Below are 24693 nucleotides of genomic sequence, written 5' to 3'. Positions count from 1 at the left end.
AAGCTCAAACGAGATCTGCTCTGGCCCGCCTATACTTTCAAAAGATCCCATGCCCGAACTCCCCGAAGTCGAGACGGTCGCAAATGGCGTGCATGCCCGTATCCACGGCCAAACCGTCCTCTCGGTCTGGACCAGCAACAAGCCTCAAACCTTCAAATCTTCCCCGGATCAGATCATCGAAGCTCTTACCGGCAGCCGCATCGAACGCGTCCATCGCGTCGGCAAAACGGTCGTCCTGGATCTGATTCGCTCAAGACAGAACCAAGAGAGGCCAGCGCAGTTCCTCGTCCACCTCGGCATGACCGGCCGCCTGCTCGTCTCCACCCCCGACACTCCGATTCCGCCGCACACCCACGCGATCCTGGCACTCAGCAGCGGAAAGGAGCTTCGATTCGTCGATGCTCGCCGCTTCGGCCGGCTGTCCGTCGTAGAAGCTGCGACTCCAGAGGAGAAGTACGCCGGCCCAGGTGCCGAACCACTCACCATCGGACTCGAGGATTTCATCGCACTCTTCCGTGGCCGCAAAACCCCCATCAAAGCCGCGCTGCTGAATCAGTCGCTACTCCACGGAGTCGGCAATATCTACGCCGACGAGAGTCTCTTCCATGCCGGCATTCGCCCCACGCGCCATGCCGGACGCCTGACACGCGCCGAACTAGCTCGTCTCCACGCGGCATTGGTCAAGGTATTGACCGAGGCGATCAAACTGGGCGGCTCGTCGGTCTCCGATTACGTCGACGCGGACGGAGTTGCCGGCTTCTTCCAACTGCACCATCACGTTTACTCGCGAACCGGCCAACCCTGCCGCATCTGTGACACGCCCATCAAGCGCGTCGTGGTTGGTGGGCGAAGCACACACTTCTGCCCCGCCTGCCAGAAGTAGCTGCTACTGCTGGATCGATGACATTCGAACGAGGACTAACTACCTCTTACCGAACGGCCGCTTGTTCGGCCGAGACCGCAGCGCCGATGACCCGCACCTCCGGCGTATCGTCGACGATCTCCAGCGAGTATCCCTGCAGCGGACTCATCTTCACCATCTGCTGCAGATAATCCTTCAGCATGGACATATCGAGAAACCGCGTGTTGAATCCCGCGATGAAGATCTTCCCCGGCCCTGCCATATGAATCGTAGTCGCCGACGCTGCGGCCAAAGCCTTGTGCCAGAGCCGTTTGAAGTCCATGCAGCGGGCATCGCCCTGTTTCGCCGCATCGAAGACCTCCTCCGGCTCCATGTCGAGGAAGCGCAGACGCATCGCACGATGCCCCATGATCCCTTCCATGTGTCCGCGCCCGCCGCACCCGCAGAAGCGCTCTTTTTCGTCGAGGGTCACCACCGTGTGGCCGCCCTCCCACACTCCGGGAGCAAACGGATACCGCCCGTAGCCGATTCCTACGCCAAGCGTCCACACCCGAATCATGCTGTCCAGCTTGCCGTGCATCGAAGCAAGCCCCGCCGCCATGCCATCGGCATCGTTCACCGCCGTAACGCTTACGTCGAGCCCGTGACTGCGCAACTGTCCGACGAGCAACTCCTGGATCTTCGCGCCCTTCAACTGCGGCAGATTCGGCGCCTCAGCAACCACGCCATCCTTCACCAACCCGGGCAAAGCCACTCCGACCGCCGTGAAATCCTTCGCGCCATCGGCTGCGAGGAGCACCTGGTTTGTGATCGTCTCCACCAGCGCTTCCGTATGCTGCTCCACCAGCGCGTCTTCGTCGTCATGATCTTCAGGAAAACGTCGTACCGGCCCGACGAGTTTGTGATCCACCACCAAGCCGGCCGAAATGCGCTCCGATAAAATTACTCCAATTGTCTTTGCCATTACCCTGTCCGCCTCGTCCTGGGTGCCGCGTCTCTACTCAAATTTGCTGACGCGGTTCAACCCGTTGAAAGCCGCAACTTTATAACATTCTGCGAGAGTTGGATAGTTGAAGACCGTATCCACGAAATAATCCAGCGTTCCGCCCAGGGCCATTACGGCCTGACCGATGTGCAACAGCTCACTCGCACCCTCGCCGATGATGTGCACTCCGAGGATCGCGTGCGTCATCCGGTGGAAGATGATCTTGAGCCGGCCCGTCGTATCGCCGCGAATCTGGCCACGCGCAATCTCGCGGTAGTAGGCCACGCCAACCTCGTACGGCACGTCCTCCTCGGTCAGCTGCTCTTCCGTCTTGCCGATAAAGCTGATCTCCGGAATCGTATAAATTCCATACGGATATAGCCCCGGATTCGACAGGATCTTTTCGTCTCCAAACGCCCGTGCTGCGGCGACGCGACCCTGCTCCATCGACACCGAAGCCAGAGAAGGAAATCCAATCACATCGCCCACGGCGAAGATCGTCGGCACCTTCGTCCTGAAGTCCTTATCCACCGGGATGCGCCCGCGCGAGTCCGACTCGATGCCGACCGCAGCCAGGTTCAACTCATCCACATTGCCCTGACGACCGACCGCGTACAGCAGCGCATCACCTTGAACCTTCTTCTTGCTCTCGAGATTCGCCACGACGGTTCCGTCCGGCATCTCCTCCACCGACTCCACCTCTTCGTTCAGCCGCATCGTCACCCGCGAATCCCGCAGATGGTAGCTCAGCGCCTCGATGATCTCCTGGTCGGCAAACTCCAGCAGCCGCGGCCTCCGCTCAATCAGCGTCACCCGCACCCCGAGGGCTGAGAACATACAGGTGTACTCCACCCCGATCACGCCGCCGCCCACGATAATCATCGTCTTCGGCAGGTTCACCAGCTCCAGTACAAGGTCGCTGTTGATGATGCTGCGTCCGTTGATCGGCACCTTCGGCGAAGACGCCGGCTTGGTCCCGGTTCCGATCAGGATATTGGTCCCCTCATACACGGCTGAGCCGCGCGAGTTCGTCACCTTCACATGCGTCGCATCTTCAAAGCTCGCCACCCCAACCAGCATCTCGATGTTGTTCCGCGAAAGCTGCGCCTCGGTCACGTCGATCTCGGTCTTGATCACGTGCTGCACCCGGAACGCAAGGTCCGCCATCGTGATCCGTTCCTTCACCCGGTAGTTCATCCCGTAGATGGACTTGTAGTTATATCCGGAGAGGTGAAGCACCGCCTCCCGCATGGTCTTGGAGGGAATGGTGCCGGTGCTGATGCAGGCGCCCCCACTACCTCGCGCATCTCCACCAGTGCGACCTTCTTACCCAGCTTGGAAGCGTAAATCGCAGCTCGCTGCCCGGCCGGCCCGGACCCGATAACAATCAGATCGTAAACACTACTACTCATATTGGCACATACTCATGGACATCCACTCCAACGTCTCGGCGGGTCTTGTCCCGTTATCGGCCCCTGCTTGGCGATCGTGAGGGGCCAGTTTCTTGACTGTGTGCGCGTTCGCCTTACTGCCTTGAAACTACCACACCAACATCGCAGACTCCACTGAGGGGGCGTTGGCACCATACACTGATCTCACCATGCTTCGCTACGCCATCACCAGCCGCGCGCTCTACCCTGGCGACGAGCAGGAAAAACAAGCCGCTCTCCTCCACGAGGCCACACGATGGATCGCCGACGGCATCGACCTCCTTCAGCTAAGAGAAAAAGACCTTCCCGCGGGCACGCTCGCGACCCTCACCCGTAACCTGCTGGAAAAAATAGCCTTGGCCACCAGCCCGACACGTCTGCTCATAAACTCCCGCCCCGACATCGCCCTCGCCACCGGCGCTCACGGCGTCCATCTCTCCGCATCGCCCGACGAGCTCTCCCCTGCCCAAATCCGCGACCTCTTCCACTCTGCCCACGCTCCAAAACCCGTCATAACGGTCTCCTGCCACACCCTCGCCGACGTCCACCGCGCCCGCCACGACCAGGTCGATGCAATCCTCTATGCCCCTGTCTTCGAAAAACCCCTCGCGGACGGACAAAAGCTTCCCGGTCAGGGCCTCGACCAACTACGCGCCGCCTGTACCGCCGCCGCTCCTATCCCGGTTTACGCGCTCGGCGGAGTCACCCTCCAGAACGCGCCATCCTGCCTCGAAGCCGGCGCCGCAGGAGTCGCAGGAATCCGACTCTTCCACAGTCCCTAGTCGGCGCTGGCTACTGCCGATGGAACGCAATCACGTGTAGAGAGCGCTGGCGGCAGGTCTGCTTTCAGGTGCAGCAACGGTGTCTGCTGAGCCACCACGCGTATATATGCGTCGGTAAAGACCGTCGCGCAGCCATGACTGAGATGAGAACTCTCCGGCAGAGTCAGGTGCTGCACGGTCGGAAGATCATCAATGTGAATGCCGTTCGTGTGCGTGTACGCGAGCAGCGCGTCCCATCCGCTGGCTCGAGGTATGTGCCTGTCTTCCACCGCACGCAGATCCGGCGCCGAAGGAGGCCGCACGAAGACCACATCGCCACCGCGAGCACGGATCTTATCGACAGCGATCTTTGTTCTTACCAGAATCTCCTGGACATTCTTGTCTTCAATCGGGAAGGGCGGAAACAGCTCATGCCAGACCGTCCGAGCGTGTTCGCTGAGCCGTTGATCATGTTCAAGTCGGCGCCAGATGGAAGATTGCCCGTTCGTGGTCCTCTCCCCTACCTTCCAGACATCGTGATAAGGCCCCTTCACTCCACGCCTCCAATCAGGATCGAGCTGAAAGACAAGCGTGCTCAGTTGATAGCTGTCATCGAGCATCGCCAGGCCAGGTGCGATCACGCGCTGGATCCGGAACGATGCGCGATTGGACGGGGACTCCCACTTGCTCAACGCCAGAGCCTTCTTCGGTCGCGCAACGGAGTACACGGTATCGAAAAATACGGTTTCGGCCATTCCCACGATCGCCAGGCCCTTGAAGTGCGGGTCGTCAGCAATATCCTCCAGGACAGGTAACGCGCTCCCCCTGCGATGCCCAGCTGCAACGGGCGAACTCCGGTCAGTTGCTCCATGCGATCGAGATCGGTGTCATACAACAAACGCGAATCACTGATGATGGCCACGGGTACGTCACGCTTATCCACTTGCCGTCGCAGCTCAGCCCAGGCGTCATAGGTGCCGCTCGAATCCCCGGGGACAAGCTCAAGCCTGCGCATCTTCCACTCCCAGAGGGACGTGAACAGAATCACAAGGACCAGCACGACGAGCGACATTGCCCGCCAGGGCTGATCGGGGATGTCGCGTTCCGGCACCGGCTGCGCAACACCTGGACGGTCGGCTGCGGTAAGTCGCAGACCGGAGGGAAGGGGCTCGCGAACAATGTCGTGGACGGCGCTAGAACTGGAAATAGATGAAGCCATTGCTCTCTCCGTGTTGAATTACCACTGCGAAGGCCATGATGGTCCACAGAGCTGTCAGCGCTGTGGGTGTGCGCGCCCGATCGCCGCCTCGAGCGTCTGGTTGCGCATAAAGCTGTGAGCCAGCAACAAGCCGCCCATGATCACCATCGTGGTGATGATATAAATCGCGGCCAGCACAGGTTCGGCATGCGCATTTCTGCCGAACATACCCCGCAGGATCACGATTGCCTGGTGAAAAGTCTTCGCCCGAAAGAAGACCCATGCAATGTTCACCAGCACGAAGGTCAGCAGCCCGAGCCCGGCAGACGCGATCGGTCCCGGCCGATATCCACGGAACCGTTTGCGCAGCACTCTTTCGACCGACAGGTAGAGACCGTGCAAGCCTCCCCACACTACGAAGGTCCAACTCGCACCATGCCAAAGCCCGCCGATCAACATGGTGGCCATCAGCGAGAAGTAGGTCCGCGCGTCTCCGTGGCGATTGCCGCCGAGCGGAATGTAAAGATAGTCGCGCAGCCAGGCCGAGAGCGTGATGTGCCACCTGCGCCAGAAGTCAGTGAACCCAATCGCCGCATACGGGAAGCGAAAGTTGTCCGAGAGAGCGAAGCCCAGGCAAAGCGCAGCACCGATCGCGGTAATCGAGTAGCCGGCGAAGTCGCAGAAGATCTGTCCGCTGAATGCCAGCGTCCCCACCCAGGCATCCACAAAGCCCGGGACGACTCTGCCGCTATACACCTGGTCGACCACCGGGCCCAGAAAGCCGTCGGCCAGCACTGCTTTTTCAAAAGCCCCAGCGTCATCAGGGCCAAACCAAAACGCAGCTGATCCGGCGTCGCCTTGTGTGGAACTTCAAACTGCGGGACCAACTCGGTTGGCCGCATGATCGGACCGGCGACGAGGTGAGGAAAGAACGTAACGAAGAGCGCGTAGTCGAGGAAGTTGCGCGCCGGCACCGCGCGACGTAGATAAATGTCCAACGTATAGGACATGGTGGCGAAGGTGTAGAACGAGATGCCGATCGGAAGCACAATGCTCGATTGCGGAGGGCTGTATTTGAAGCCCGCCAGCGACACCAGATGGGCGAAGTTCTCGACGAGAAAGTGGCCGTATTTGAAGTAGCACAGCAGTCCCAGGCTCACAATGATGGACAGCAGCATCCACGCACGGCGCTTCCATTGCTGCTCTGCCTGCGCGAGTCCACGCGCTGCGAACCAGTCCACCACGGTCGACAGCCAGAGCAAAATCACGAACGGCGGATTCCAGGCCGCATAGAAGATGTAACTGGCAACCAGGAGGTTGACCTTCTTCACGCTCCAGGAAAAAGGCATCGCGTGGAGCAGGAGAACAATGGCAAAGAAAACAACAAAGACCAGGAATTAAAGACCATGCCTACCTCTTAGGATGTTGAACGGAATACTGGACCCTAAGTGCAACTACTCTCAATTGTGCAATCCCGCTTCGATTCGTTTCGGCTTGGCGCCGACGCGTTAGAAGCTCTCTTAGTTCGTTCAGCCTGCCCGATGCATAACCAGCCGGATATAAATCGTCATCTTGCGCACACTCCCACACTGTCCACACAGCTCACCATCGATCCACAACCGCAGTTGGACTCCAAAGCAAGACATCCAGTAACCAGAAGTCGCTTGCTGCTTGAATCGATAAAAGATTGGCCCGAGGAATCTATTCGAACTACATGCCCACCGGAGGTCCCCAGCTTGGCCCGTTGTGCGAAGAAACCAGTTGGATCCCTGAAGACTCCCGCGAAGGGATGTCGGTAGACAGCGAAGGCAGCTTCGTGGCCTGGGTCACCGAGCCGAGGAACGGTTCGGTCTCAAATGGTTTTTTTTGGAGTGTAACACCCTTTTACAGATTGTCATCAACACCAAAGAGGATGTTCGTTTGCCCCTGGACCATCAGGATACGAAACGGTGAGGCTCCAAAGCTGACCCGGGAACCCCACTGCTCCTCCTCATCATCAACGCACCCGGGTGGCCTTTCAGGCTATCCCAAACGGCCCACCCCAAACTTCTTGTCAAGCCCCCTACGCGCGAAAACCCCGTCAACAGCGGAGAATCGCGTGGCGTATAAGTTAGCTTCGGCGCGATATAATAGCTATAGAGCAAGAAGAAGGGCCTCGGTTACCGGGGCCCTTCGATTTTGCAAAGTCGATTTATTGGTAAGTCTTTTAGTTTGACATATTTGCCAGCAACCTGTTTGAAATGAATAATTTACATCTATGGTTTTTGGTATATCACTGTAAATAAAATAGTTATTCCAAGTAACCCCCGGGGGTGGCAGTGACAGATTGGGGGAGGAACCTAGGAAGACCGCAGCGCGGATTCGATACCGGAGTTCACCTCGGCCTGGGCAAACTCTGCCGCCACACGAACGCCATTCATGATCGCCTTCTCGTTCGACGATCCATGCCCGACGATGCATACCCCGCGCACTCCCAGCAGCACCGCGCCGCCATACTCCGAGTAGTCCAGCCTCTTCTTGAACTCGGCGAAGGCCTTTCGCGAGAGCAGCGCTCCAACCTGCGAGGTCACCGTGGACTTCAACGATTCGCGCAGCGATGCGCTCAGCAACTGCGCCGTTCCCTCAATCGCCTTCAACGCAACGTTACCCACAAACCCGTCGCAGACCGCAACATCACTATGCCCGTTGAACAGATCGCGCCCTTCGACATTGCCTTTGAAGTTGATCCCCGTCAGCGCGCGGAGCAGAGGCAGCGTATCGCGGGTCAGGGCGTTGCCCTTCATGTCCTCTTCCCCGATCGAAAGAAGGCCGACGCGTGGATTATGGATCTTCAGGATGGTTTTGGCGTACATGTGGCCCATCACCGCAAACTGCACCAGGTTGTCCGGATCGCAGTCCACGTTCGCCCCCACATCAAGGAGCAGCGAAGGAATGCGATGGACCGTCGGCAGAATCTGGGCCAGCGCGGGCCGGTCGACGCCGGAAAGCATCCCCAGCACCATCTTCGCGGTAGCCATCGCCGCACCGGTGTTTCCTGCAGTGAAGAATCCCGCGGCACGTCCCTCGCGGACCATCTTCAACCCTACCCGCATAGTGGAATCACGCTTGGACCGGACCGCCTGAGCGGCCTTGTCGTCCATCGTGATCCACTCGCTGGCAGGCACAATGAACACCGGTAGACGCTGTCCACGCAACGCCTGACGCAGAATCGGCCGCAGCTTATCCTCGGGCCCAACCAGGTGCACGCGAACGTCGTACTGACGCGCAGCAAGTACGGCCCCGCGAACCTCTGGCTCGGGGGCCTTGTCGGAACCCATTGCGTCTACAACGATGTCAGTCGGCATCAGCAGGGAAGAGCAGGGTTTGAGGTGAAGATGTTAGCTGGCTTCTTTGGTCACGAGAACGTCGCGGCCCTTGTACGTACCGCACTTGCGGCAGGCACGATGGGGAAGCTTGCGCTCGTGGCAGTTAGGGCACTCCGAGAGGCCGGTGGGGGTCAAAAAGTCGTGGCTGCGGCGCTTGGCAGTCCGTTGCTTGGAGTGGCGCCGTTTTGGATTAGGCATTGCAGTATCCCTTTCAATCGGCCGCGGCAATCACGTAAAAAACGCAGTCGACGAGGCAAAAACTTGATTAGTGCTTCAACTCGAGCTTGTCTGTCAGATTTCCCAGACCCGCAAGCGCATTCCAACGCGGATCAGCCGGAGCCTCTTCGCAGGAGCATTTCGCTTGATTCAGATTCTGACCACAGCGCGGGCAGAGCCCTTTGCAGTCTGCCGTGCAGAGAGTGCGACTTGGCAGGGAGAGTAACACCTGCTCGCGCACCACATCCTCCAGCAAAAGACCACTCTCCTGATAATACCCGATTTCGGTCTCATCCGCAGTAATAGAACGCTCCCCGGCGTCCGCATCCGCGGATTCGGGACGAAAGATCAGGTCAAAATCACCCGAAAGCGGCACCGCAACCGGGTCTACGCACCGGGCACAAAGAATTTCGAAGTCCGCACTGTAATTTGCCCGCAACCGGATATCGTTCACATGCGAACTGGAGCTTCTGTGCTCAATCAGCAAGTCCGCGACGCCATTGACGGGCAACGGACCCACCTGCCGGATGTCGGAGGCATAGTCCAACACCCCTGGTGCGATGACTTCATTGAATTCAAGAGGTTCATCTACGAGTTGGAGCGGAGTAATCAGCACATCATTAAGGGTAGCAGGTTCCCGCCACAGATCAAATACCCTGCTCCTCGCTCCTCAGAGCCTGTCAGAAGCTTATGTCCTGCCGGACGAGCCCACTGCGCGTGGGGCGGTCACTTCGTGACGGGTATACCGGTCTTGGCAGGATGATACGCATAGAGCCTCCCGCTGGTCGGTACAATCTTCTTTCCGACCAACGGGAGGACGGTTGCTTTCCACGCGCCACAACAAGGTATATAAGTCACGAAGTGACCGCTCCACGCGCAGTGGGCCCCTCCGTCAGAACATCGATTCTAAGCAGCTCTTCGCCGCCGCCCGCTCAATAGATAAATCGCCGCTCGCAGCTCCAGCAGCGGATCGTCTGAAGGTTCGATTCCCTCCACCCGAGGAATCGGATCGAAGATGATCTGCTTCTGCTCGTGTGCGTTATCTCCCACCAACGCAGTCAAAGCGAATGTCCCGAATTCTAGAATCTTCCGACCTTCCGGCCAATGAATAGTCGCATCATCTACCACATCGCCATCGTTCGCAAGCTGCACGAGAATTTTGAACCTAATCGGACCTTTACCAACTCGCTCCACAATCTCGTCCATCAGATAGTTCGCGCTCTTAGCAGCAGTTGCAGCATCATCCAGATGATCGTTCCCAGCCTCCGGAACAATCCGATAGCGCCCAAACCGACTAACACCGTCCTTATTTGTGAACTTCATCGCGGTCACACCAAAGTAGCTCTCGCGCGCGAAGCTCGAAGGCGCAGGCTTCGGAGCCTGCACAAACGCCAATGCCTTCGGGTGGGAACCAAGAAACGCCTCCAGCGGAGAACCTGTCAGATTCTTGGGGTCGCTCGTAGCCAACGCCGTCAGCAACTCCAGAAACTCCTGCCCTGTCCTCGTTGGAAAACCATCCGTCGAATGACTGACGATATCGGTATGAACGTGCTCGGCAAGATTGAACCGGATGGCGAATCCACGAGGATTCGCATTCGGATCGTTATCGGGGACCAGGGGAATTCCTGTTGAATCGGAGAATCGCACGGTCACAGGCGTCGACTCCCGCATGATGTGCGGAGCTTTGGTAAGTGTGGCCGCTTCGGCAGAAGGCGTAAACGTCCCAGTCAGCATAATGCCCTTGGCGTGAGCAGGTCGAAAGCCCGGGTTCAATCCGAAGATTGCGTCAAACTGCTGCAGCAGTTGCTGGCTCAGTGCGATGATTTTTTCGTCGGTAGGAAGTGGCATCGTTATTTCTCCTCGTCAGAATCTACTGAACTCTGATTCAACCAAAGTTACAACCGACTCTTCCCTCGGCAAATTTGTTCGCACAAGAGCACACACGTCTGCCCCCGCGGAACAAAGAAAAAGTTCGCATCTTCACCGCCCCCCAACCACGTCCAATACTGATGAGTAAGAAGTGGCAAGCATCGGACATTCCATCGCTCGCAGACAAGCGGGTTGTGATCACGGGAGCGAATAGCGGTATCGGATACCATGCTGCTTTGAAGCTCGCCCGCAAAGGAGCTCACGTAATCTTTGCGTGCCGAGATCGGAAACGAGGCGAAGCAGCCCTGGCTCGCATGGAAGCCGATTCGCCAGGTTTGCACACTGAACTGGCGATTCTTGACCTCGCTTCTCTTACTTCGATCCGACAATTTGCCGCCGCGGAACTCGCGCAACATCGCCCGCTGGACCTGCTTATTAACAACGCCGGAGTCATGGCTCCCCCCATCGCATGGAGACGGCCGATGGGTTCGAGCTTCAATTCGGTACCAATGTTCTTGGCCATTTCGCGCTTACCGCACTTCTGATACCTGCGCTTCAGCAGGCTGCCGTCGCATCTTCTGCTGACCAAGCCGGGAGACCTCGCGTTGTGACGATTGCATCGATTGCGCATAAGCGCGGACGCGTAGACTTCGACGATTTGAACTCGAAGCGAAATTACTCTCCTATGGGCGCTTATCAACAATCAAAGCTCGCCAATCTCCTAATCGCGTTCGAACTCGACCGCCGCCTGCGCGCCGAAAATTCGCGCATCATGAGCGTTGCGGCGCACCCGGGAGTTGCAAATACTAATCTTTTCCAATCGGGCGAATATTCCGCACTTGAAAAGCGTTTACGTATCTTTGCGGGCCATGTTATTGGCATTGCTCTCAACACAGACTCCGAAGGGGCTCTCCCGACGCTGTATGCTTCAACCGCTCTTGAAGTAAAAGACGGTGGATACTATGGACCGCAAGGCTTTCAGGAGATGCGTGGTGAAGAAGTGGGGCCGGCAAAGATAGCGGCGCACGCGAATGACACCGTCGCTGCAACTCGCTTGTGGCAGATCTGCGAAAATTTAACGGGAATGAAAGTCTTTGGAGATGTTGGCGCTGTCCCGACGAGGGTCTGATCAGGATCTCAGCGGAGAAAAGACGGGCTGCATCAACATTCATGGCGAATGACCCTGCTATCGCCAAAACGGCAAGAGGGACAACCGGGGTGCGGTTGTCCCTCTCGCTTGGATCGCTTTCTTATTGGATGGTAACGGTGAGCTTGTTGGAATCCCCGGAGCCCGGGTTCTGACTAGCGAGAGTGATAGTTTGTGGGCTGGCAAGATCGGCTGCCGCGATCGCCACCTGCAGATGCGCATTGTCGACAAACGTGGTGGTTCGCGGAGATCCATTCCATAGCACGACGGCTCCGGGCAGGAATCCGGTTCCCGTAACGGTGAGGTAGAGATTGCCGCTGCCGACCGCTATAGTGGCCTGATCAGTGCTGCTCAGCGTGGGTGCAGGGTTGCTTGTTGCTTCTGCAGGAACCACGAACGGCCCACGCATCAGGAAAATCTGCGGTGTGTTCGAGGTTGTCGTGTTCGGTACTACATAGGCCAGTCCATCCTGCCCAAAGCGAATTCCTGGCAACGACGAGACTGAGTTCCCGGGTAGCTGTATCTGTTGCTCCTGCGTGAAATGCTGAGTATCAAACCGCTCCAGATAGTAGGCAGCCGTACCGGCGGCGTTGACGCCGATGACGAAGGCCTTGGATTCGGCTTGATAAGGGATGACGCCGCCGCCGTAGAGACTGATCGAGGACGCGCCATTCCCCAGAGGAAGAACGGCCACCTGTGAAGGCGGAGTTGTGCTGGGATTGACAATGCCTCCAGACGATCCAAAGACTAGGCCGCCGTCTACCGCCAACTTGCCCCCAAAGCCGCCAAGGCCGTTTAGCGTGGTGCCATCGATTAGCGTTACCCCGGTTGGACCGACGCTGTATCGATAGAACTCTGCGCCAGTGGTATAGGCGTCGTAGGCGTAGAAGTGCGTCGCGTCCGTAAAGACCGGGTTGTCGCCGCTGTAGGGTTGAGAGATGTTGCTGCGGAAGGCACCCGTGCTGCCAGAAATATCGTAGATACCGATACCGTAGAACGAATTGAATTCGACGGCCACGCTCGAATCCGTCCCAGGTACCGCAGCGATACTCGTCGCGGCGACGTCGCCGCTATTGCCAAACGCAGTGGAAACAATAGGAACTGTAACATCCATGGTTTGATTAAGGAGATTGAACCGACTCAGACTCTTGGCTCCGCTAAGACCGATGAAGAGGTAGTTGCCATCGCTGGTCTCAGAGAGCAGGTTCGGCTCGCTGCCTACCGTAATCGGAGTCCCGACGCTCCCGGTAGCCGGGTCGATGGCAACCAGACTGTTGCCTGTGATGCCGGTTGAGGTGCTTGGCAGCGCGGCGTAGATCTTCCGCGTGAAAGGATCGAAGCTGATGACGTTCGCGGGGACATTCAGCAGTTGGTAAATATGCAGCGGGAGGCCGACCGATTGTCCTCCACCCGGCGTGGGGGTAGTGACCGAGACCTGCGCCCAACCTAGGTTCTGGATCAGCGAGGAGTCAACCGTTGCAGTCATCTGACCCGCGCTGACAAAAGTCGTAGGCAGCGTTTGCCCATTCCAGAGAATGCTGGAGCCGGAGGTGAAGCCGGTACCATCGACAGTCAACGTTGTTGTTGAGCTGCCTGCCTGAATCAGAGACGGCGAGATCTGTGTGATGTCGGGCGTCGCGTTGAATACGTTTCCAGTCACTGTAGTGTTTGCATTGGCTTGATTGTTGGAAGAAACCGGATCGAAGCTGACCGAAGACACAGACCCCGTCATCGTGAGCGAACCGGCGACCGTTGGAGTTATGGAGATGGTCACGCTGGCCGAACCGCCGTTTGCGATCGCCCCGAGACTGCAGTAAAGAACTCCGCCTCCGCTGCAGGTGCCTTGTGATGAGGTATAGGTTCCACCGATCACTGAGGCAGGCAGTACAGTTGTGAGAGTGACTCCCGCCGCCGCGTTTTGGCCCAGATTTGCTACCTGCACGGTGTAGCTGAATGCTGTGCCTGTTGTTGCGGTCGCCGGCGCCTGAATGCTGACCGACAAATCAGCCGGAGAAGTAGTGACGTCCTTCACAATAGGACTTTGCAACACATAGAGCTGCGATGCCGTATGGAAGGCCAGACCGTCTTGACCCCAGCGGACCAGATCTGCGGGAACGTTGTTGAACGAAGACGAGGGGTAGGAACCAATGCCTGTGACCGGCATACTACCGGTTGGATTGAAAGTGGTTTCATCGAAGGCCACGACCTGATTGGTATTCGTGGAGAACGAGGAGGGAACGATCCACGCGTGTCCAAGCGTCGAGTCCGATACGATAGGCCCGGCTGCAACAACCGGTTGGTTTGAGCCGCCATTGGTTGACGCCGTGGAGAACTGACCAAGCTGGGAGCCAGAATTGGCGTTCAACACAACTCCGGACGAAAGATAGAGACGTCCATTGTCATACTGAATGGTGTTACCGCCTCCGTTGCCAAGAGGCGTCGCGCCCGTGACGCCGCTTGCGTCGATGGTGAGTGCGTAAAGGTTGGCGCTCGTCGATTGCGAGTTGAGATAAAGAGTCGAAGCGGAGCTGCCGAAGGAAAGGCTGCCAGAATTCTGGTTGAAGTAGACGCTCAGGCCAGTGCTGGTCTTGGCCCGGGCCACGCCGGAGTCGAAGATCGTCACAATCCCATTACTTCCATAGACTGCGACAGAGTTGGGCTGTCCAGGGAGCACCGCGAGGCCCTGCGCCGTGTATGGAGGATTGTAGATACCTGGTCCGCCGCCTAACGAAAACTGGATACCGGCGGTGGCGGTGGCCATATTGACCTGTCGAACCGCGCCTGCACCATTCAGACCGACGAAGAGTTGAGTGCCGTCGCTGGAGAGAGCCATGCGGGTAGGCTCGCTGCCGACAAAGATGGTCTTTACGATAACGCCTGAGGTAGGGTCGATACCGGCAATCGTGTTGCCGAGACCTTCACCCGCGGAACCCGGGATGGATGCGTAGATGAGTCCATCCACCGCGTTATAGACGATGTCATTGATCGGCAGCGCGAGGAAAGTAGTAAAAGGTTGTGGGGGAAGCGTCTGGCCCGGGGACTCTGGAGTGGAAACCTGAATGTTCGCCTGCGCGAAGCCTGAAAGGAAGGAGGCAGGAATAACGGCGGTCAACTGTTGTGCGTTGACATAAGTCGTGGCAAGAGGGGTGTTGTTCCACATCACGACGGAGTCCGCGAAGAAGCCGCTCCCCGAAACGGTGATTGTGGTGTCCGGACTACCGGCCGTTGCATAGTTAGGCGAGATGCTGAAACTCAGCGTCGGCATAACAACTGAGACCGTTGCGGCGTTTGACTGAACTACCGGCGTTCCGGGATTGCTTACAACGAGCTGAATGGATCCTGCAGCCGCAAAGAAAGTTGATGGAACCGAGACGGTGATGTTCGTTCCATTTTGGCTGGTGACAGGAACAAAGGTGCCGTTTGCTTGTACTGTCGCATTCGCCGCAAAGCCACTTCCGGAGATGCTGATCAAGACCGGCACACTGGAAGAGGTGTTGACCGCAACGCTCGGCGGGTTGACCGAAAGGATGGTGGGGACAGATGCCGCAATCACCAGCTCCGTTGGCGTCGTATTGCTGCCTCCGGGACCTGGATTGTTGACCGAGATCTGCCCCGAGCCGAAGCTCTGTAGATCGGCTGCAGTAAGTGAAACCTGGAGTGTTGTTCCGTTGACGAAGGTCGTCGGTCGCGCCGCACCGTTGTACATCACGACAGAGTTCGCCTCAAATCCGCTACCGTTGACAGTAATGGTCGCTGGAACGCCTTGCCGAGTACTACCGGGCGAAAGTCCGGTCACCACTGGCGTTGGGCTCATGATCGAGAATTCCGACGGAGCAGAACTGCCCCCTCCCGGCGAGGGATTCGAAAGCACAAGCTTCGCCACCTGCCCATCTGCGAGCGCGGATGCAGGCACCGCCAGGTGCAGGCTCGTTCCGCTGACATAAGTCGCCTGTAGGGCAGCACCATTCAGGGTCGCGGCAGTGGAGGAGATATATCCGGTACCTGTAACGGTGAGCGTCTGCGAAGAGGAGCCCGCAAGGACTCCCGTCGGAGAGGTGGACGTGATCGTCGGAGCCGGATTATTCGCAGGAGCGACGGGAGGGGCGGCGGGCGGAGTAGTAGAAGAAGATGGAGAACTGCCACTGCAACCAACTAGTATGGAAAGGGTAAGAGTTGATCCAACCAAGAACAGAACACTGTGGCGCACAAGTCCTCCAAAGCAAACAAAAAGTCGTTCCGTAGAACGACCAGCGGAGGTAGACGACTTATGTCCCGTGCTGCTCTGTTTTATCGGAAGCGTTCCGATAGTATCGGGAAACCGCTGCGCTGCCTAGTCATTTTTTAGGACAGATCATCCCTTGAGGCTTGTGGAAGTACTACTAAACTCTCAGTTGTTAATAAATCGACGGGCACCCGCCGAGCTTTCCTGCAAGGCGGACGCATCAACAAGAGTCGTTCCTGGGTAGTTCGAAACGAAGGAATGGGATTCTATTGTAAGCTGCTCAAAACAGGAACAAATAATGGTCGGCCCTAGTGGACGATTTTCGAACTTTTGAGCTTCCGGTCCCCAAGGTTCCGGGGGAATGACCCTGCTATCCCAAGTTTCAGTCTGTCCAGGCCAGCCGCAGAATGAATCGGGTAACTTCCCAATGCGCGATGAGGCTTGCTACAACTTTCTCAATGAGTGAGCTAACTGTTATCAATAGCCGAGCGGGTGACAGGTTTGTGAATCTAAGTCTCTGCTCGCGATCAAGTTTAGCGACGCTGTTATTGATACTGTGCGATGGCTAACTGGGAGACGATCGCACATCACCATGGTTCAAGGGCGGCATATCGAGCCGCAGGACTGATAAATACACGTTGAAATGCGATGGTAGGGAGCACGCCGTCTTCGCGTGGGCGTTGTCCGTTTCCCACCGCATTCATCGGCACGACAAACGAGATTTCGTGAAATCGATGTTTGCCCACTTCCAAGTCCTGCCCCGGGAGAACCGCGAAAACCTGTTCGGTCCCCTCCATCAGGCGCATCAGAGTCGGAGTTCGGCTGTTAAGCATCATCCTCATCTGCGGGTTTGCGACGTGAAGCATGGCCGCGTTACTACCCGAGTCAAGCCTCAGGAGTAGGGGCGCTTTCTGAAAGCTGGATATACTGGCAGCCACAATCATGGGTCCTGTAAACGGCAGGTCATTCGCCGGACCGTAGGGCTCCATGAGAGGAACACGTTCACCTTTGGCAAATAGAGCAAGAGTATTTGAGTCATCCAGGCATAGGATGTGCCTTCGATTATCGATAAGCAGATCGAAATGTTCGAGAAAATTGTCTCCCAGGATACCGCGGATCCGGGGATCGGCTGCCTTCAGTTGGGAGAGATTCTCGATAACGACAAGCAAATCCGGGACGGATTTCTCGCCAGCCCGTAACTGCCCGAGATAGGCGAAATCATATCGGCCATGCGTTGCGGCTCCCCTACGCCAGTAATGCCCTGAACGCTCAGCTGTAATTCTGATGCCAGCGAGGAGTCGACAGTGGTAATCTGGGCACCCGTATCCACCAGAAAATCATAGGGGCCATTCTGGTTGACCCATAGCGGGACGATGATTTGTGAGCCCTGGACGATACGTACGGGCAGACTGGCCACCTTTCCCGGACAGTGCGGTTCAGCCAGGACCGTAAGGGAGAGGGTTGCGAAGCTGACACAGGCAAAGAAGGGGCGGAATGACATACAAGTGTACCTCAGCCGGATGGGCTGGGTGCAATCTCGCAGTACGCTTCCACGCTGTCATGACTGCGTTGTGACGGGTCCCTGAAAAGAGAGTGACGGATTTATGACTGACAATAAGTCGCGTGTTTTCAGATTCGCGGATGTCGAAGTCATAGAGCGTGAGTTTCTTCTAGTCAAAGCAGGCAAGACTGCACCGGTTGAACCGAAGGCATTTCGGGTGTTCCTGTTCCTGCTGGGCAACCCGGGCAGGCTGGTCACGAAAGACGAGATTATCGACGCGGTCTGGAATGACTGCGCAGTCTCGGATAATTCCCTCACAAAGAGCATCGCTACCTTGCGGCGGCTGCTGGGGGATGATCCCCGCGAACCCCAGTACATCGCCACGGTGCAGACTGTCGGATACCGTTTCCTCTGCGATGTGACTGTAACGGAACCGGCCCCAAGACCCTCCTTACCGTCCAAGTCATCGGTAGACATCGCTACCCGTCTGGAATGGCAGCCGGTCCTCAGCGATCCCGAGATTCTTCCCGACTACTCAGTCGCGGTCCTGCCTCGCCCGCCGACCGCCGTTCGTCGGAGAACGATGGTAATCGGGGCAAGCGCCGCGCTCGTCGCTCTCGTCGCAGCAAGAGAATTCATCCAAATCAGAAAGCCTCGCCCGGCCAACGTCGTCGAATCAAGAATCACCGCCAACCCGCAAGATAGACCGGTCATGAGCTCCGCCATCTCACCTGATGGAAAATATCTTGCATTCACCGACAAAACCGGGATGTATCTGCGGCAAGTCGAAGGTGGAGAAACGCATAAGCTCTCGTTTCAAGAAGACTTCCCCGTGCTGATATCGAAGGCTGGTTTCCGGACAGCGTGCATCTTGTTGTCTCCTTGTGGACCGAAGGCACAAAGAATACAAGGAGCCTCTGGCGAGTCTCCACGATGGGTGGAACGCCGATAAGACTGAATGGCGCTGGCTCATTCGCCCGGGTTTCTCCGGACGGATCACAGATAGCCTTCCTTCAAGCCGGGCTCGGTCGAAGTGAACTGTGGTTGATGAGTTCAGACGGCGAAGCGCCGCACAAAATCGTCGGAGCTTACGAATCCGACGAGCAATATCTAAGTCCTGTTGCCTGGTCGCCAGACAGCAGGCGAGTCGCTTACGTCAGGAAAACCATTCATCTGTGGGATAGAGATACTTCAACGATCGAGATCTTTGATCTTGCAAGCGGACGAACAGATCGCTTGATCTCGAATCCGGCCCTCGGCCAATTGCTCGCTTGGCCACAGGAGAACTCGTTGATCTACACACGTAGTGAAGATGTGCCTAATGAAAAAGACTCCAATCTCTGGCGCACACAACCGGACTCGCGGGACTCGGGGGTGCGGATAACCAGCGGTCGTGGATTTATAGGTCAGATCAGCGCCACGAAGGATGGGAAGATATTAGCCGTAAAAAGAGTAGAGTACCAAGCCGATATCTACATTGCAGAGCTGGGAGAAGGCGGCAAAAAGTTACTCTCTCCCAACCGATTGACTAACGAAAAATGGGATGACGAGGTTCATTCCTGGACGCCAGACAGTAAGGCCATCTTATTGATTTCTGATCGTGACGGACGGCAGCATATTTTCAGGCAGGGTATTGATCAGGTACAGCCTGAGCTTCTGATTGGCGGAGACCGCGACTATTCACTTCCTAGACTGACTCCTGATGGAGGCGAGATTCTGTATCTTCAGATGCCAGGGCGAGACGAAGCATCCCATGACATGCGCGTCATGCGTACGCCACTCGAAGGGGAGGACCGCAACAACTGTTGCACGGCCCGGCAATCTGGAACTTGCAGTGCGCACGCATTCCTTCCACACTGTGCATTTACAGTTCGGGGCCACCTTACCAGGTAAAATTTTTCTCCTTCAAGGCGAATTCAGGCGAAAGCGAACGATTCATGGCGTCCAGACTGGCTGACGTCGATTGGCCGAGCTGGTCTCTGTCGGCGGATGGAAAATATCTCGCTGTGAGCGTGACGAAGCTCGGCAACGACACGGCGATTCGCATCCTCTCGACCTCTGGTGATTTCGAAAAAATCATCCCTCTGCCCGGATGGCGCGAAATCAGTGGTGTGGATTGGGCCGTTGATAGTAAAAGCCTATGGGTGAGTGCTTGTACGCACCTCTCTTCCTGGGGTGCATACAGTCCCTGCACCCTGTTGAAAGTCGATATGGACGGCAGATTCACAGTGGTACATGAAGATGGAGACGTGCACTATGTGGCGGCCATACCATCTCCTGATGGAAAGCGCCTCGCGCTCCCGGGCAGCAGTGCAGACGACTCAAACGTATGGCTGGCAAGAAGTATCCCTTGACCGCACTCGCCAAGCAGATTGGAGAAAAAGATTGCCGATCCGAGGTGACCCACGACGGAATGCAAGGAGAGGTCAATGGATACCGCGCAAATTCTGGGCCTTCCTCACGTCGGTCATCATTATTTTGCTCCTGCCACTATCTTCGGAGAGACTGGCAATAGCTCAATCCAATTCACAAACGGTCCTGCATGGGGTGGTGAAGGATGGCTCAGGAGCGGCCATTGCTAATGCTGCTATCGCCCTCGAGGATGACCGCTTACAAACAGTCGCTAATGCGATAACGGATGAGACGGGACGCTACGAGGTAAGCTCCTGCATCGGGCATCTATCGCGTGAGGATTACCGCCGTTACATTCAGCACGTTCATATTTGAGGATCTCGGCCTAAAAGGCGTCAACCTCACTCTTCCCGATGCAATGTTACGGCCTGGCTCTGCCATATTTACAGTCAACATAAGCGCAGCAGCAGCCGAGCTGGCTGGAGGTCAGATCGCTACCGTCGGTCATGTAGGGATCTTCGGCGACGTGCTTCTTCAGGATGTGCCGTTCAGTGTTCAGTCTTACGCGAGCACATTTCTCGTGAACCAGCAGGCTTTGACTTTGACTGACGTTCTGGGCAGCGATGCCGCCTTCGTTTCACCTCAGACTTCTTCCAAGGCGTCGCCGTACGCCGATACGTTCCTGGTTCGCGGGTTCAGACAAGCCACAGGTAACCAGGCGGCGGTGAACGGGCTTTTCGGACTGTACGCTGGCCAGCCAACTATGGAATTCGTAGAGCGTGTTGATGTGTTCCATGGTCCAAGCGCCTTCGTCATGGGCGCCCCTGGATCTGTTGGGGGCGTAGTGAATATGGCGCCAAAGCGGGCAGGTGAGCGACCGCTTCTGATCTTGGAGCCCACTTACCTCAGCAAGAGTGTCTATGGCGGACACGTGGACGCATCCGGCAGAGTCGGCCCCCACAAAGCATTCGGAGGGAGGGTAAATGGGGCCTACCGTGATGGTGAAGGGCAAATCCGCGATTCGCGGCTGCTGCATGGCGCCGCAGCGGTTGGACTCGATTATCGATCCAAGCTTGTGCTGCTCTCGTTGGATGCGCAATACCTTCGCGATTACAATCAGGCTTTTCAATACGTTGTGATACCGGGACCGGGAGTGCCCGACCTTCCTCAAGCGATGCCGACCAATCTATCCACAGTTCCTGTCTGGATGCATATTGGTTTCAACCAGAAAATCATCCTCGGACGTGCGGATATCAACCTCTCGCCAAGCTGGACAGTGACAACGGGCTCGGGTTTCTCTCACTCATTCGGCGGTGTTCCAGCCTATTGCCCGGTTATTCTTCTGGACTACTCGGGCACACTTCTCTGCGAGCAATACAGTCAGGTTTACACCCAGGAAAACTACAGTAATGATGTCGGCGTTCGTGGTGAGTTTAGGACCGGTTCTCTCACCCACTCGGTTGTCGCCGGATGGAACCGTGTCCAACAAACGGGAAGCTACCAAGAAGACCATGACTTCGGTCCATCGCAGCCCTACAATTTGTACACACCGTATCGCCCGACCTCTCCCAACTTTGTTCTTCCCGAATCGACACTTACAGGTCTGGTAGACAGCCACAGCACCAAAGGTTGGTATCTCGGCGACACCATCAGCGTGGTACATGACAAATTGTTAGTGACAGGCGGCTTCCGCAGATCGACTGTGAGGCTGCAGGACAATTTCCGCGATAACATTTCGCCAAGTCTCTATCTTGATAGTGCGTTCACACCTGCGGTTGCGGCTCTGTTTCAAATAACCCCGAATATCTCCCTCTATGGCAATTTCATTCAGGCGCTGGAATCCGGAGCTGTTGCTCCTCCAGAGACAAAGAATGCCGGACAGGTATTTCCGCCAGCCCTCAGCAACCAAGTGGAAGCCGGAGCGAAAGCCCATTTCGGCAGATGGTCTGGAACGATCGCTTTTTACCGCATCAGCGAAGCCTACGGCGTGGTGAGCGCCGTTACCGATCCGCCGACTTTTACACAGAATGGGCGCCAGACAGGTAAAGGGATAGAGATTGGTTTCGCAGGCGATGTCGTTCCCAGCCTTCACGCGATACTCTCCGTAAGCTTCATCAACTCCAGACAGCACTCTACGGGACTTCCAGACACCGAAGGGAAAAGTGTCTCTTCCGTACCGGGCGCAACCGAGCGTGTGGACTTGAGCTGGGAGGTTTTTCACGTCAAAAACCTGATGCTCATTTGCAACTTGATGCAAAATGGGTCCGCCCCATTCGATGACATCAACAGCTATCGCGTGCCTTCGTGGAGGATCCTGGATTTGGGAGCACGGTATGCATTCGGTCGCGAGAAGCGACTGACGGTCTTAGCACAGGTAATAAACGCCTCCGACAGTAAGTTTTGGATCTCAGGTTTTTCGGGCGGACTCGTTCCCGCTGGCCCGCGTGCAGTAAATCTGACCATCTCGAAGACGTTCTAAGGGTCATCTTCGGGATTCCGGATGAGCCACGGGCAATGTGTCCACTCGGCCGAGAGCCAGCTTATTGGACAAGTTTGATTGTTGCCAATTGACTCGTTACAGCCTTCTCAATGAGGGCATAATCGCCGAGGCACTCACTGATAGGTTTTCCTCCAAAGCGAACGCATCAACGAGAGTCGCTCGTGTAGAGTTCGAAATAGAAGAATGGGTTCTACTCTAAGCTGCTCAAAACAGAGGAACAAATAAATGGTCGGCCCTAGTGGACGATTTTCGAACTTTCCGGAGTTTGGAGTTATCTAACTATAGTTAAACCGACAGATGCCGCAAAGATTGAATTAGTCTTTGCCGGGAAACAACCAAGCCGAACGACGATCCGCGGTGCGACGTTCGGCTTGGGCTACTGTGCGTCCTTGACACAGCGGAATCCCAGTGTTCCCGATCGGTCATAACTTGGAGCCATCAAGAGCAGCTTGTCATGCCCGTCGTTTTTGTAGGCTTGCGGGAGGTACCAGATCGGACGCGGCGGGAGCCGAGGGTGCGATGTCAACGATGTGCTGCGGCAGAGCTTGCCACTCATGCGAGTAGCTGGACAAGAATTTAGCCGTCATACTTTTCATCTCCCCATCAACTCTTTCAGCTTCGAATCCGGTTTTCCTTTGGTAGCGACGACTGCTCCGAAGCCGTGGGCTTCTGTCGAAAGGAAAGTACAGCTTGATCGCCCTTCATCCCTGGCTTGAGTTCGGTACCGTGATAGAGATCGAAGTATCGCATACCCTCGTTGTAGGGGACCGTCATCTAATTTCCGTCGACGTCGTACTCATCGCGATTCACGATAGTCCACACAGTCTGGTCGGCCAGCGGCCAGCGGCTTGAGAAGACACCGTAACGGTCGACCGTGTATTTCCCAGTGGCGGGATCGTACAAATAGCGATCAGGCGCCATCATCTGGGGCTGCATAAAGCTGTGCTCGGCCCATTGAAGTTGAGGCAAATTGTAGCGGGACCCATCGTAGCCGATGCGGATGCGGCGCTCCTTACGCCAATGCATACTGTCGGCGAGCCATTCGCGATGAGTCGACGCCGTGCAATCAGTAGCGGCTCCAGGCCGTACCAAGTTGCCCATCGTCAAACACGGCGGCGCAAGAATGAGTTGGCCTGTGGGATTTCCGAACTGTGCGTTGGCCTGCTAGTGAACATAGCAGCGAGGGAACTGAGGCCCGCGGCACTCCACATCGTTCTAAATTCATTTTTCATTTCGTAGTTCCTTTCGTGCAGATAGGTTGTGAGCCATTCACGCGCGAACGCCAATCATGCGATGGCCAATTTCCGGTAGTCCGGTAGCTAGCTAACTACCGCTCGGCGAGGTCACTCGTGCGATTCCTTTTCCATGAACTTCTCTACCTCCGCCATGGTGGGCATCGAAGGCTGCGCGCCTTTGCGTGTTACCGAAATGGCGGCAACTGCAGCCCCAAATGCAGCGCTATCCAGCGGTGATTTTCCGAGCATGAGCCCGGTAGCAAAGCCCGCGTTGAACGCATCGCCTGCGGCCGTTGTATCGATTGCATTGACAAAGAATGCGGGAACCAGACTGCCGATACCATCCCGCGACCCCAAAAAGATTCCATTCGCACCCATCTTCAGTACGACCCCACGGCAGCCATTGGAAAGAAATCTTTGTGCCGTTTCTGCGGGTGTCGGCGGACTTGATTCAGCGTGTTTGTCCGCCAGGTAAAAAGCCGCCTCAGTTTGGTTCGGAGTGAACCATGCGATGTCTTTGAAGATGCTGGGCGGCAGATCACTCGCTGGCGCGGGATCCAGAATCAGTGGCACATTTTCTCGCGCACAGATGCGAGCCAGATATTCGACGGTCTCGAGCGGTATCTCAAGCTGCGCCAGAACCATGCCGGCATCTCTCAGGATGGATATGTTGGCGTCCAAATCTTCGGGTGTGACCTTGGAATTAGCGCCGGGGGCTACCAGGATGCTGTTATCTCCGCGCTCCGACACTACGACCATGGCTACGCCAGAGACGCCATCGCTTGTAGCAACACCGGTCATATCAACACCTGTTGTACGAAGATAGGTTCGCAATTCGGCACCGAAAGCGTCCTTTCCCAAACGCCCAATAAGGCGCACGGGATAGCCTAACCGCGCTACGCAGACGGCCTGATTTGCACCTTTTCCGCCCGGATGAGTCTGAAAGTCGGACGCGATGACAGTCTCGCCTACAGCGGGCATTCTCTTAGTCACCGCTACCAGGTCTGTATTAATGCTGCCGACGACGACAATTGGCTTTTGGGCAGACAA

General features: G+C 56.6%; 22 protein-coding genes and 1 pseudogene. 9 read left to right on the top strand and 14 right to left on the bottom strand.

Annotation, left to right across the window (positions count from 1 at the left end):
• Nucleotides 1–49: 49 nt before the first annotated feature.
• Entirely contained in the window at nucleotides 50–883 is an 834-nt protein-coding gene (gene mutM / locus RBB80_RS07230) for a bifunctional DNA-formamidopyrimidine glycosylase/DNA-(apurinic or apyrimidinic site) lyase (RefSeq protein WP_433967539.1), read from the top strand.
• Between the two features lie 46 nt (nucleotides 884–929).
• Here mutM and RBB80_RS07225 read toward each other — a convergent pair whose 3' ends face one another.
• Entirely contained in the window at nucleotides 930–1826 is an 897-nt protein-coding gene (locus RBB80_RS07225) for an ROK family protein (RefSeq protein WP_433967538.1), read from the bottom strand.
• A gap of 33 nt (nucleotides 1827–1859) precedes the next feature.
• A pseudogene (sthA, locus tag RBB80_RS07220) lies at nucleotides 1860–3259 on the bottom strand (Si-specific NAD(P)(+) transhydrogenase).
• Nucleotides 3260–3423: 164 nt separating this feature from the next.
• Between sthA and RBB80_RS07215 the strand changes: the two are divergent.
• Nucleotides 3424–4059 (top strand): thiamine phosphate synthase, encoded by a 636-nt coding sequence (locus RBB80_RS07215; RefSeq protein WP_433967537.1) that lies wholly within the window; start codon nucleotides 3424–3426, stop codon nucleotides 4057–4059.
• Here RBB80_RS07215 and RBB80_RS07210 read toward each other — a convergent pair.
• From RBB80_RS07210 to RBB80_RS07200, 3 genes are read right to left on the bottom strand one after another with little or no spacing between them, the layout of a single operon-like run.
• On the bottom strand, nucleotides 4056–4679 hold the full coding sequence (locus tag RBB80_RS07210; protein ID WP_433967536.1) for a hypothetical protein: 624 nt from the start codon (nucleotides 4677–4679) through the stop codon (nucleotides 4056–4058). The genes RBB80_RS07215 and RBB80_RS07210 overlap by 4 nt on opposite strands.
• A 47-nt stretch (nucleotides 4680–4726) precedes the next feature.
• Nucleotides 4727–5257 (bottom strand): hypothetical protein, encoded by a 531-nt coding sequence (locus RBB80_RS07205; RefSeq protein WP_433967535.1) that lies wholly within the window; start codon nucleotides 5255–5257, stop codon nucleotides 4727–4729.
• Nucleotides 5258–5311: 54 nt separating this feature from the next.
• Entirely contained in the window at nucleotides 5312–6031 is a 720-nt protein-coding gene (locus tag RBB80_RS07200) for an MBOAT family O-acyltransferase (RefSeq protein WP_433967534.1), read from the bottom strand.
• A gap of 302 nt (nucleotides 6032–6333) precedes the next feature.
• On the opposite strand from RBB80_RS07200, the gene RBB80_RS07195 reads away from it, so the two are divergent.
• Nucleotides 6334–6657 (top strand): hypothetical protein, encoded by a 324-nt coding sequence (locus tag RBB80_RS07195; protein ID WP_433967533.1) that lies wholly within the window; start codon nucleotides 6334–6336, stop codon nucleotides 6655–6657.
• Between the two features lie 918 nt (nucleotides 6658–7575).
• Here the strand turns inward: RBB80_RS07195 and plsX are convergent.
• From plsX to RBB80_RS07175, 4 genes are all read right to left on the bottom strand, one after another.
• Nucleotides 7576–8580, bottom strand: a complete 1005-nt coding sequence (gene plsX, locus RBB80_RS07190) for a phosphate acyltransferase PlsX (protein ID WP_433967532.1) — start codon at nucleotides 8578–8580, stop codon at nucleotides 7576–7578.
• Nucleotides 8581–8613: 33 nt separating this feature from the next.
• A complete protein-coding gene (gene rpmF / locus RBB80_RS07185; protein WP_125485089.1) occupies nucleotides 8614–8799 on the bottom strand; it encodes a 50S ribosomal protein L32 in 186 nt (61 codons plus the stop codon).
• 67 nt (nucleotides 8800–8866) lie between these two features.
• Nucleotides 8867–9433: a YceD family protein gene (locus RBB80_RS07180; protein ID WP_433967531.1), complete on the bottom strand. Its 567-nt coding sequence runs from the start codon at nucleotides 9431–9433 to the stop codon at nucleotides 8867–8869.
• 290 nt (nucleotides 9434–9723) lie between these two features.
• The gene (locus RBB80_RS07175; protein ID WP_433967530.1) at nucleotides 9724–10665 is read right to left on the bottom strand and encodes a catalase family peroxidase; all 942 of its coding nucleotides are present in this window, start codon (nucleotides 10663–10665) and stop codon (nucleotides 9724–9726) included.
• 161 nt (nucleotides 10666–10826) lie between these two features.
• Here RBB80_RS07175 and RBB80_RS07170 point away from each other — a divergent pair, with 161 nt between their 5' ends.
• Nucleotides 10827–11231 carry an SDR family NAD(P)-dependent oxidoreductase gene (locus RBB80_RS07170; protein WP_433967529.1) on the top strand — a complete coding sequence of 135 codons (405 nt, stop codon included), beginning with the start codon at nucleotides 10827–10829 and terminating at the stop codon, nucleotides 11229–11231.
• Nucleotides 11232–11293: 62 nt separating this feature from the next.
• Complete coding sequence (locus RBB80_RS07165; protein WP_433967528.1) at nucleotides 11294–11815, top strand: hypothetical protein; 522 nt, start codon at nucleotides 11294–11296, stop codon at nucleotides 11813–11815.
• A gap of 121 nt (nucleotides 11816–11936) precedes the next feature.
• On the opposite strand, the gene RBB80_RS07160 is transcribed toward RBB80_RS07165, so the two are convergent.
• The 3 genes from RBB80_RS07160 to RBB80_RS07150 form a co-directional block, all read right to left on the bottom strand.
• Nucleotides 11937–16040 carry a beta strand repeat-containing protein gene (locus tag RBB80_RS07160; protein WP_433967527.1) on the bottom strand — a complete coding sequence of 1368 codons (4104 nt, stop codon included), beginning with the start codon at nucleotides 16038–16040 and terminating at the stop codon, nucleotides 11937–11939.
• Between the two features lie 602 nt (nucleotides 16041–16642).
• Nucleotides 16643–17044 (bottom strand): hypothetical protein, encoded by a 402-nt coding sequence (locus tag RBB80_RS07155; protein ID WP_433967526.1) that lies wholly within the window; start codon nucleotides 17042–17044, stop codon nucleotides 16643–16645.
• 146 nt (nucleotides 17045–17190) lie between these two features.
• A complete protein-coding gene (locus RBB80_RS07150; protein ID WP_433967525.1) occupies nucleotides 17191–17556 on the bottom strand; it encodes an aspartyl protease family protein in 366 nt (121 codons plus the stop codon).
• A 103-nt stretch (nucleotides 17557–17659) separates the two neighbouring features.
• Between RBB80_RS07150 and RBB80_RS07145 the strand changes: the two genes are divergently transcribed.
• From RBB80_RS07145 to RBB80_RS07130, 4 genes are all read left to right on the top strand, one after another.
• On the top strand, nucleotides 17660–18508 hold the full coding sequence (locus tag RBB80_RS07145) for a winged helix-turn-helix domain-containing protein (protein ID WP_433967524.1): 849 nt from the start codon (nucleotides 17660–17662) through the stop codon (nucleotides 18506–18508).
• Nucleotides 18509–18603: 95 nt separating this feature from the next.
• The gene (locus RBB80_RS07140; protein ID WP_433967523.1) at nucleotides 18604–19449 is read left to right on the top strand and encodes a hypothetical protein; all 846 of its coding nucleotides are present in this window, start codon (nucleotides 18604–18606) and stop codon (nucleotides 19447–19449) included.
• A gap of 44 nt (nucleotides 19450–19493) precedes the next feature.
• Nucleotides 19494–19910 (top strand): hypothetical protein, encoded by a 417-nt coding sequence (locus RBB80_RS07135; protein ID WP_433967522.1) that lies wholly within the window; start codon nucleotides 19494–19496, stop codon nucleotides 19908–19910.
• 332 nt (nucleotides 19911–20242) lie between these two features.
• Entirely contained in the window at nucleotides 20243–22387 is a 2145-nt protein-coding gene (locus tag RBB80_RS07130) for a TonB-dependent receptor (protein WP_433967521.1), read from the top strand.
• A gap of 795 nt (nucleotides 22388–23182) precedes the next feature.
• Here the strand turns inward: RBB80_RS07130 and RBB80_RS07125 are convergent.
• Both RBB80_RS07125 and rbsK read right to left on the bottom strand, forming a co-directional pair.
• Complete coding sequence (locus tag RBB80_RS07125) at nucleotides 23183–23509, bottom strand: hypothetical protein (RefSeq protein WP_433967520.1); 327 nt, start codon at nucleotides 23507–23509, stop codon at nucleotides 23183–23185.
• Nucleotides 23510–23751: 242 nt separating this feature from the next.
• On the bottom strand, nucleotides 23752–24693 hold the full coding sequence (rbsK, locus tag RBB80_RS07120) for a ribokinase (RefSeq protein WP_433967519.1): 942 nt from the start codon (nucleotides 24691–24693) through the stop codon (nucleotides 23752–23754).

It is taken from the genome of Tunturiibacter gelidiferens, from assembly GCF_051013345.1.
Classification (GTDB): Bacteria; Acidobacteriota; Terriglobia; order Terriglobales; family Acidobacteriaceae; genus Edaphobacter; species Edaphobacter gelidiferens_A.
Note: the sequence above shows the minus strand (reverse complement) of the source record. Positions and strands in the feature narration are given on the sequence as shown.

What these genes read in the sequence shown, in the direction of transcription:
- RBB80_RS07145 (WP_433967524.1), top strand. Translation starts at nt 17,660, where the DNA reads ATGACTGACAATAAGTCGCGTGTTTTCAGATTCGCGGATGTCGAAGTC.
- RBB80_RS07125 (WP_433967520.1), bottom strand. Translation starts at nt 23,509, where the DNA reads ATGGGCAACTTGGTACGGCCTGGAGCCGCTACTGATTGCACGGCGTCG.
- RBB80_RS07140 (WP_433967523.1), top strand. Translation starts at nt 18,604, where the DNA reads ATGAGTTCAGACGGCGAAGCGCCGCACAAAATCGTCGGAGCTTACGAA.
- RBB80_RS07135 (WP_433967522.1), top strand. Translation starts at nt 19,494, where the DNA reads ATGGCGTCCAGACTGGCTGACGTCGATTGGCCGAGCTGGTCTCTGTCG.
- RBB80_RS07195 (WP_433967533.1), top strand. Translation starts at nt 6,334, where the DNA reads ATGGGCGAAGTTCTCGACGAGAAAGTGGCCGTATTTGAAGTAGCACAG.
- rpmF (WP_125485089.1), bottom strand. Translation starts at nt 8,799, where the DNA reads ATGCCTAATCCAAAACGGCGCCACTCCAAGCAACGGACTGCCAAGCGC.
- RBB80_RS07225 (WP_433967538.1), bottom strand. Translation starts at nt 1,826, where the DNA reads ATGGCAAAGACAATTGGAGTAATTTTATCGGAGCGCATTTCGGCCGGC.
- RBB80_RS07170 (WP_433967529.1), top strand. Translation starts at nt 10,827, where the DNA reads ATGAGTAAGAAGTGGCAAGCATCGGACATTCCATCGCTCGCAGACAAG.
- RBB80_RS07150 (WP_433967525.1), bottom strand. Translation starts at nt 17,556, where the DNA reads ATGTCATTCCGCCCCTTCTTTGCCTGTGTCAGCTTCGCAACCCTCTCC.
- RBB80_RS07205 (WP_433967535.1), bottom strand. Translation starts at nt 5,257, where the DNA reads ATGGCTTCATCTATTTCCAGTTCTAGCGCCGTCCACGACATTGTTCGC.
- RBB80_RS07155 (WP_433967526.1), bottom strand. Translation starts at nt 17,044, where the DNA reads ATGGAGCCCTACGGTCCGGCGAATGACCTGCCGTTTACAGGACCCATG.
- mutM (WP_433967539.1), top strand. Translation starts at nt 50, where the DNA reads ATGCCCGAACTCCCCGAAGTCGAGACGGTCGCAAATGGCGTGCATGCC.
- plsX (WP_433967532.1), bottom strand. Translation starts at nt 8,580, where the DNA reads ATGCCGACTGACATCGTTGTAGACGCAATGGGTTCCGACAAGGCCCCC.
- RBB80_RS07175 (WP_433967530.1), bottom strand. Translation starts at nt 10,665, where the DNA reads ATGCCACTTCCTACCGACGAAAAAATCATCGCACTGAGCCAGCAACTG.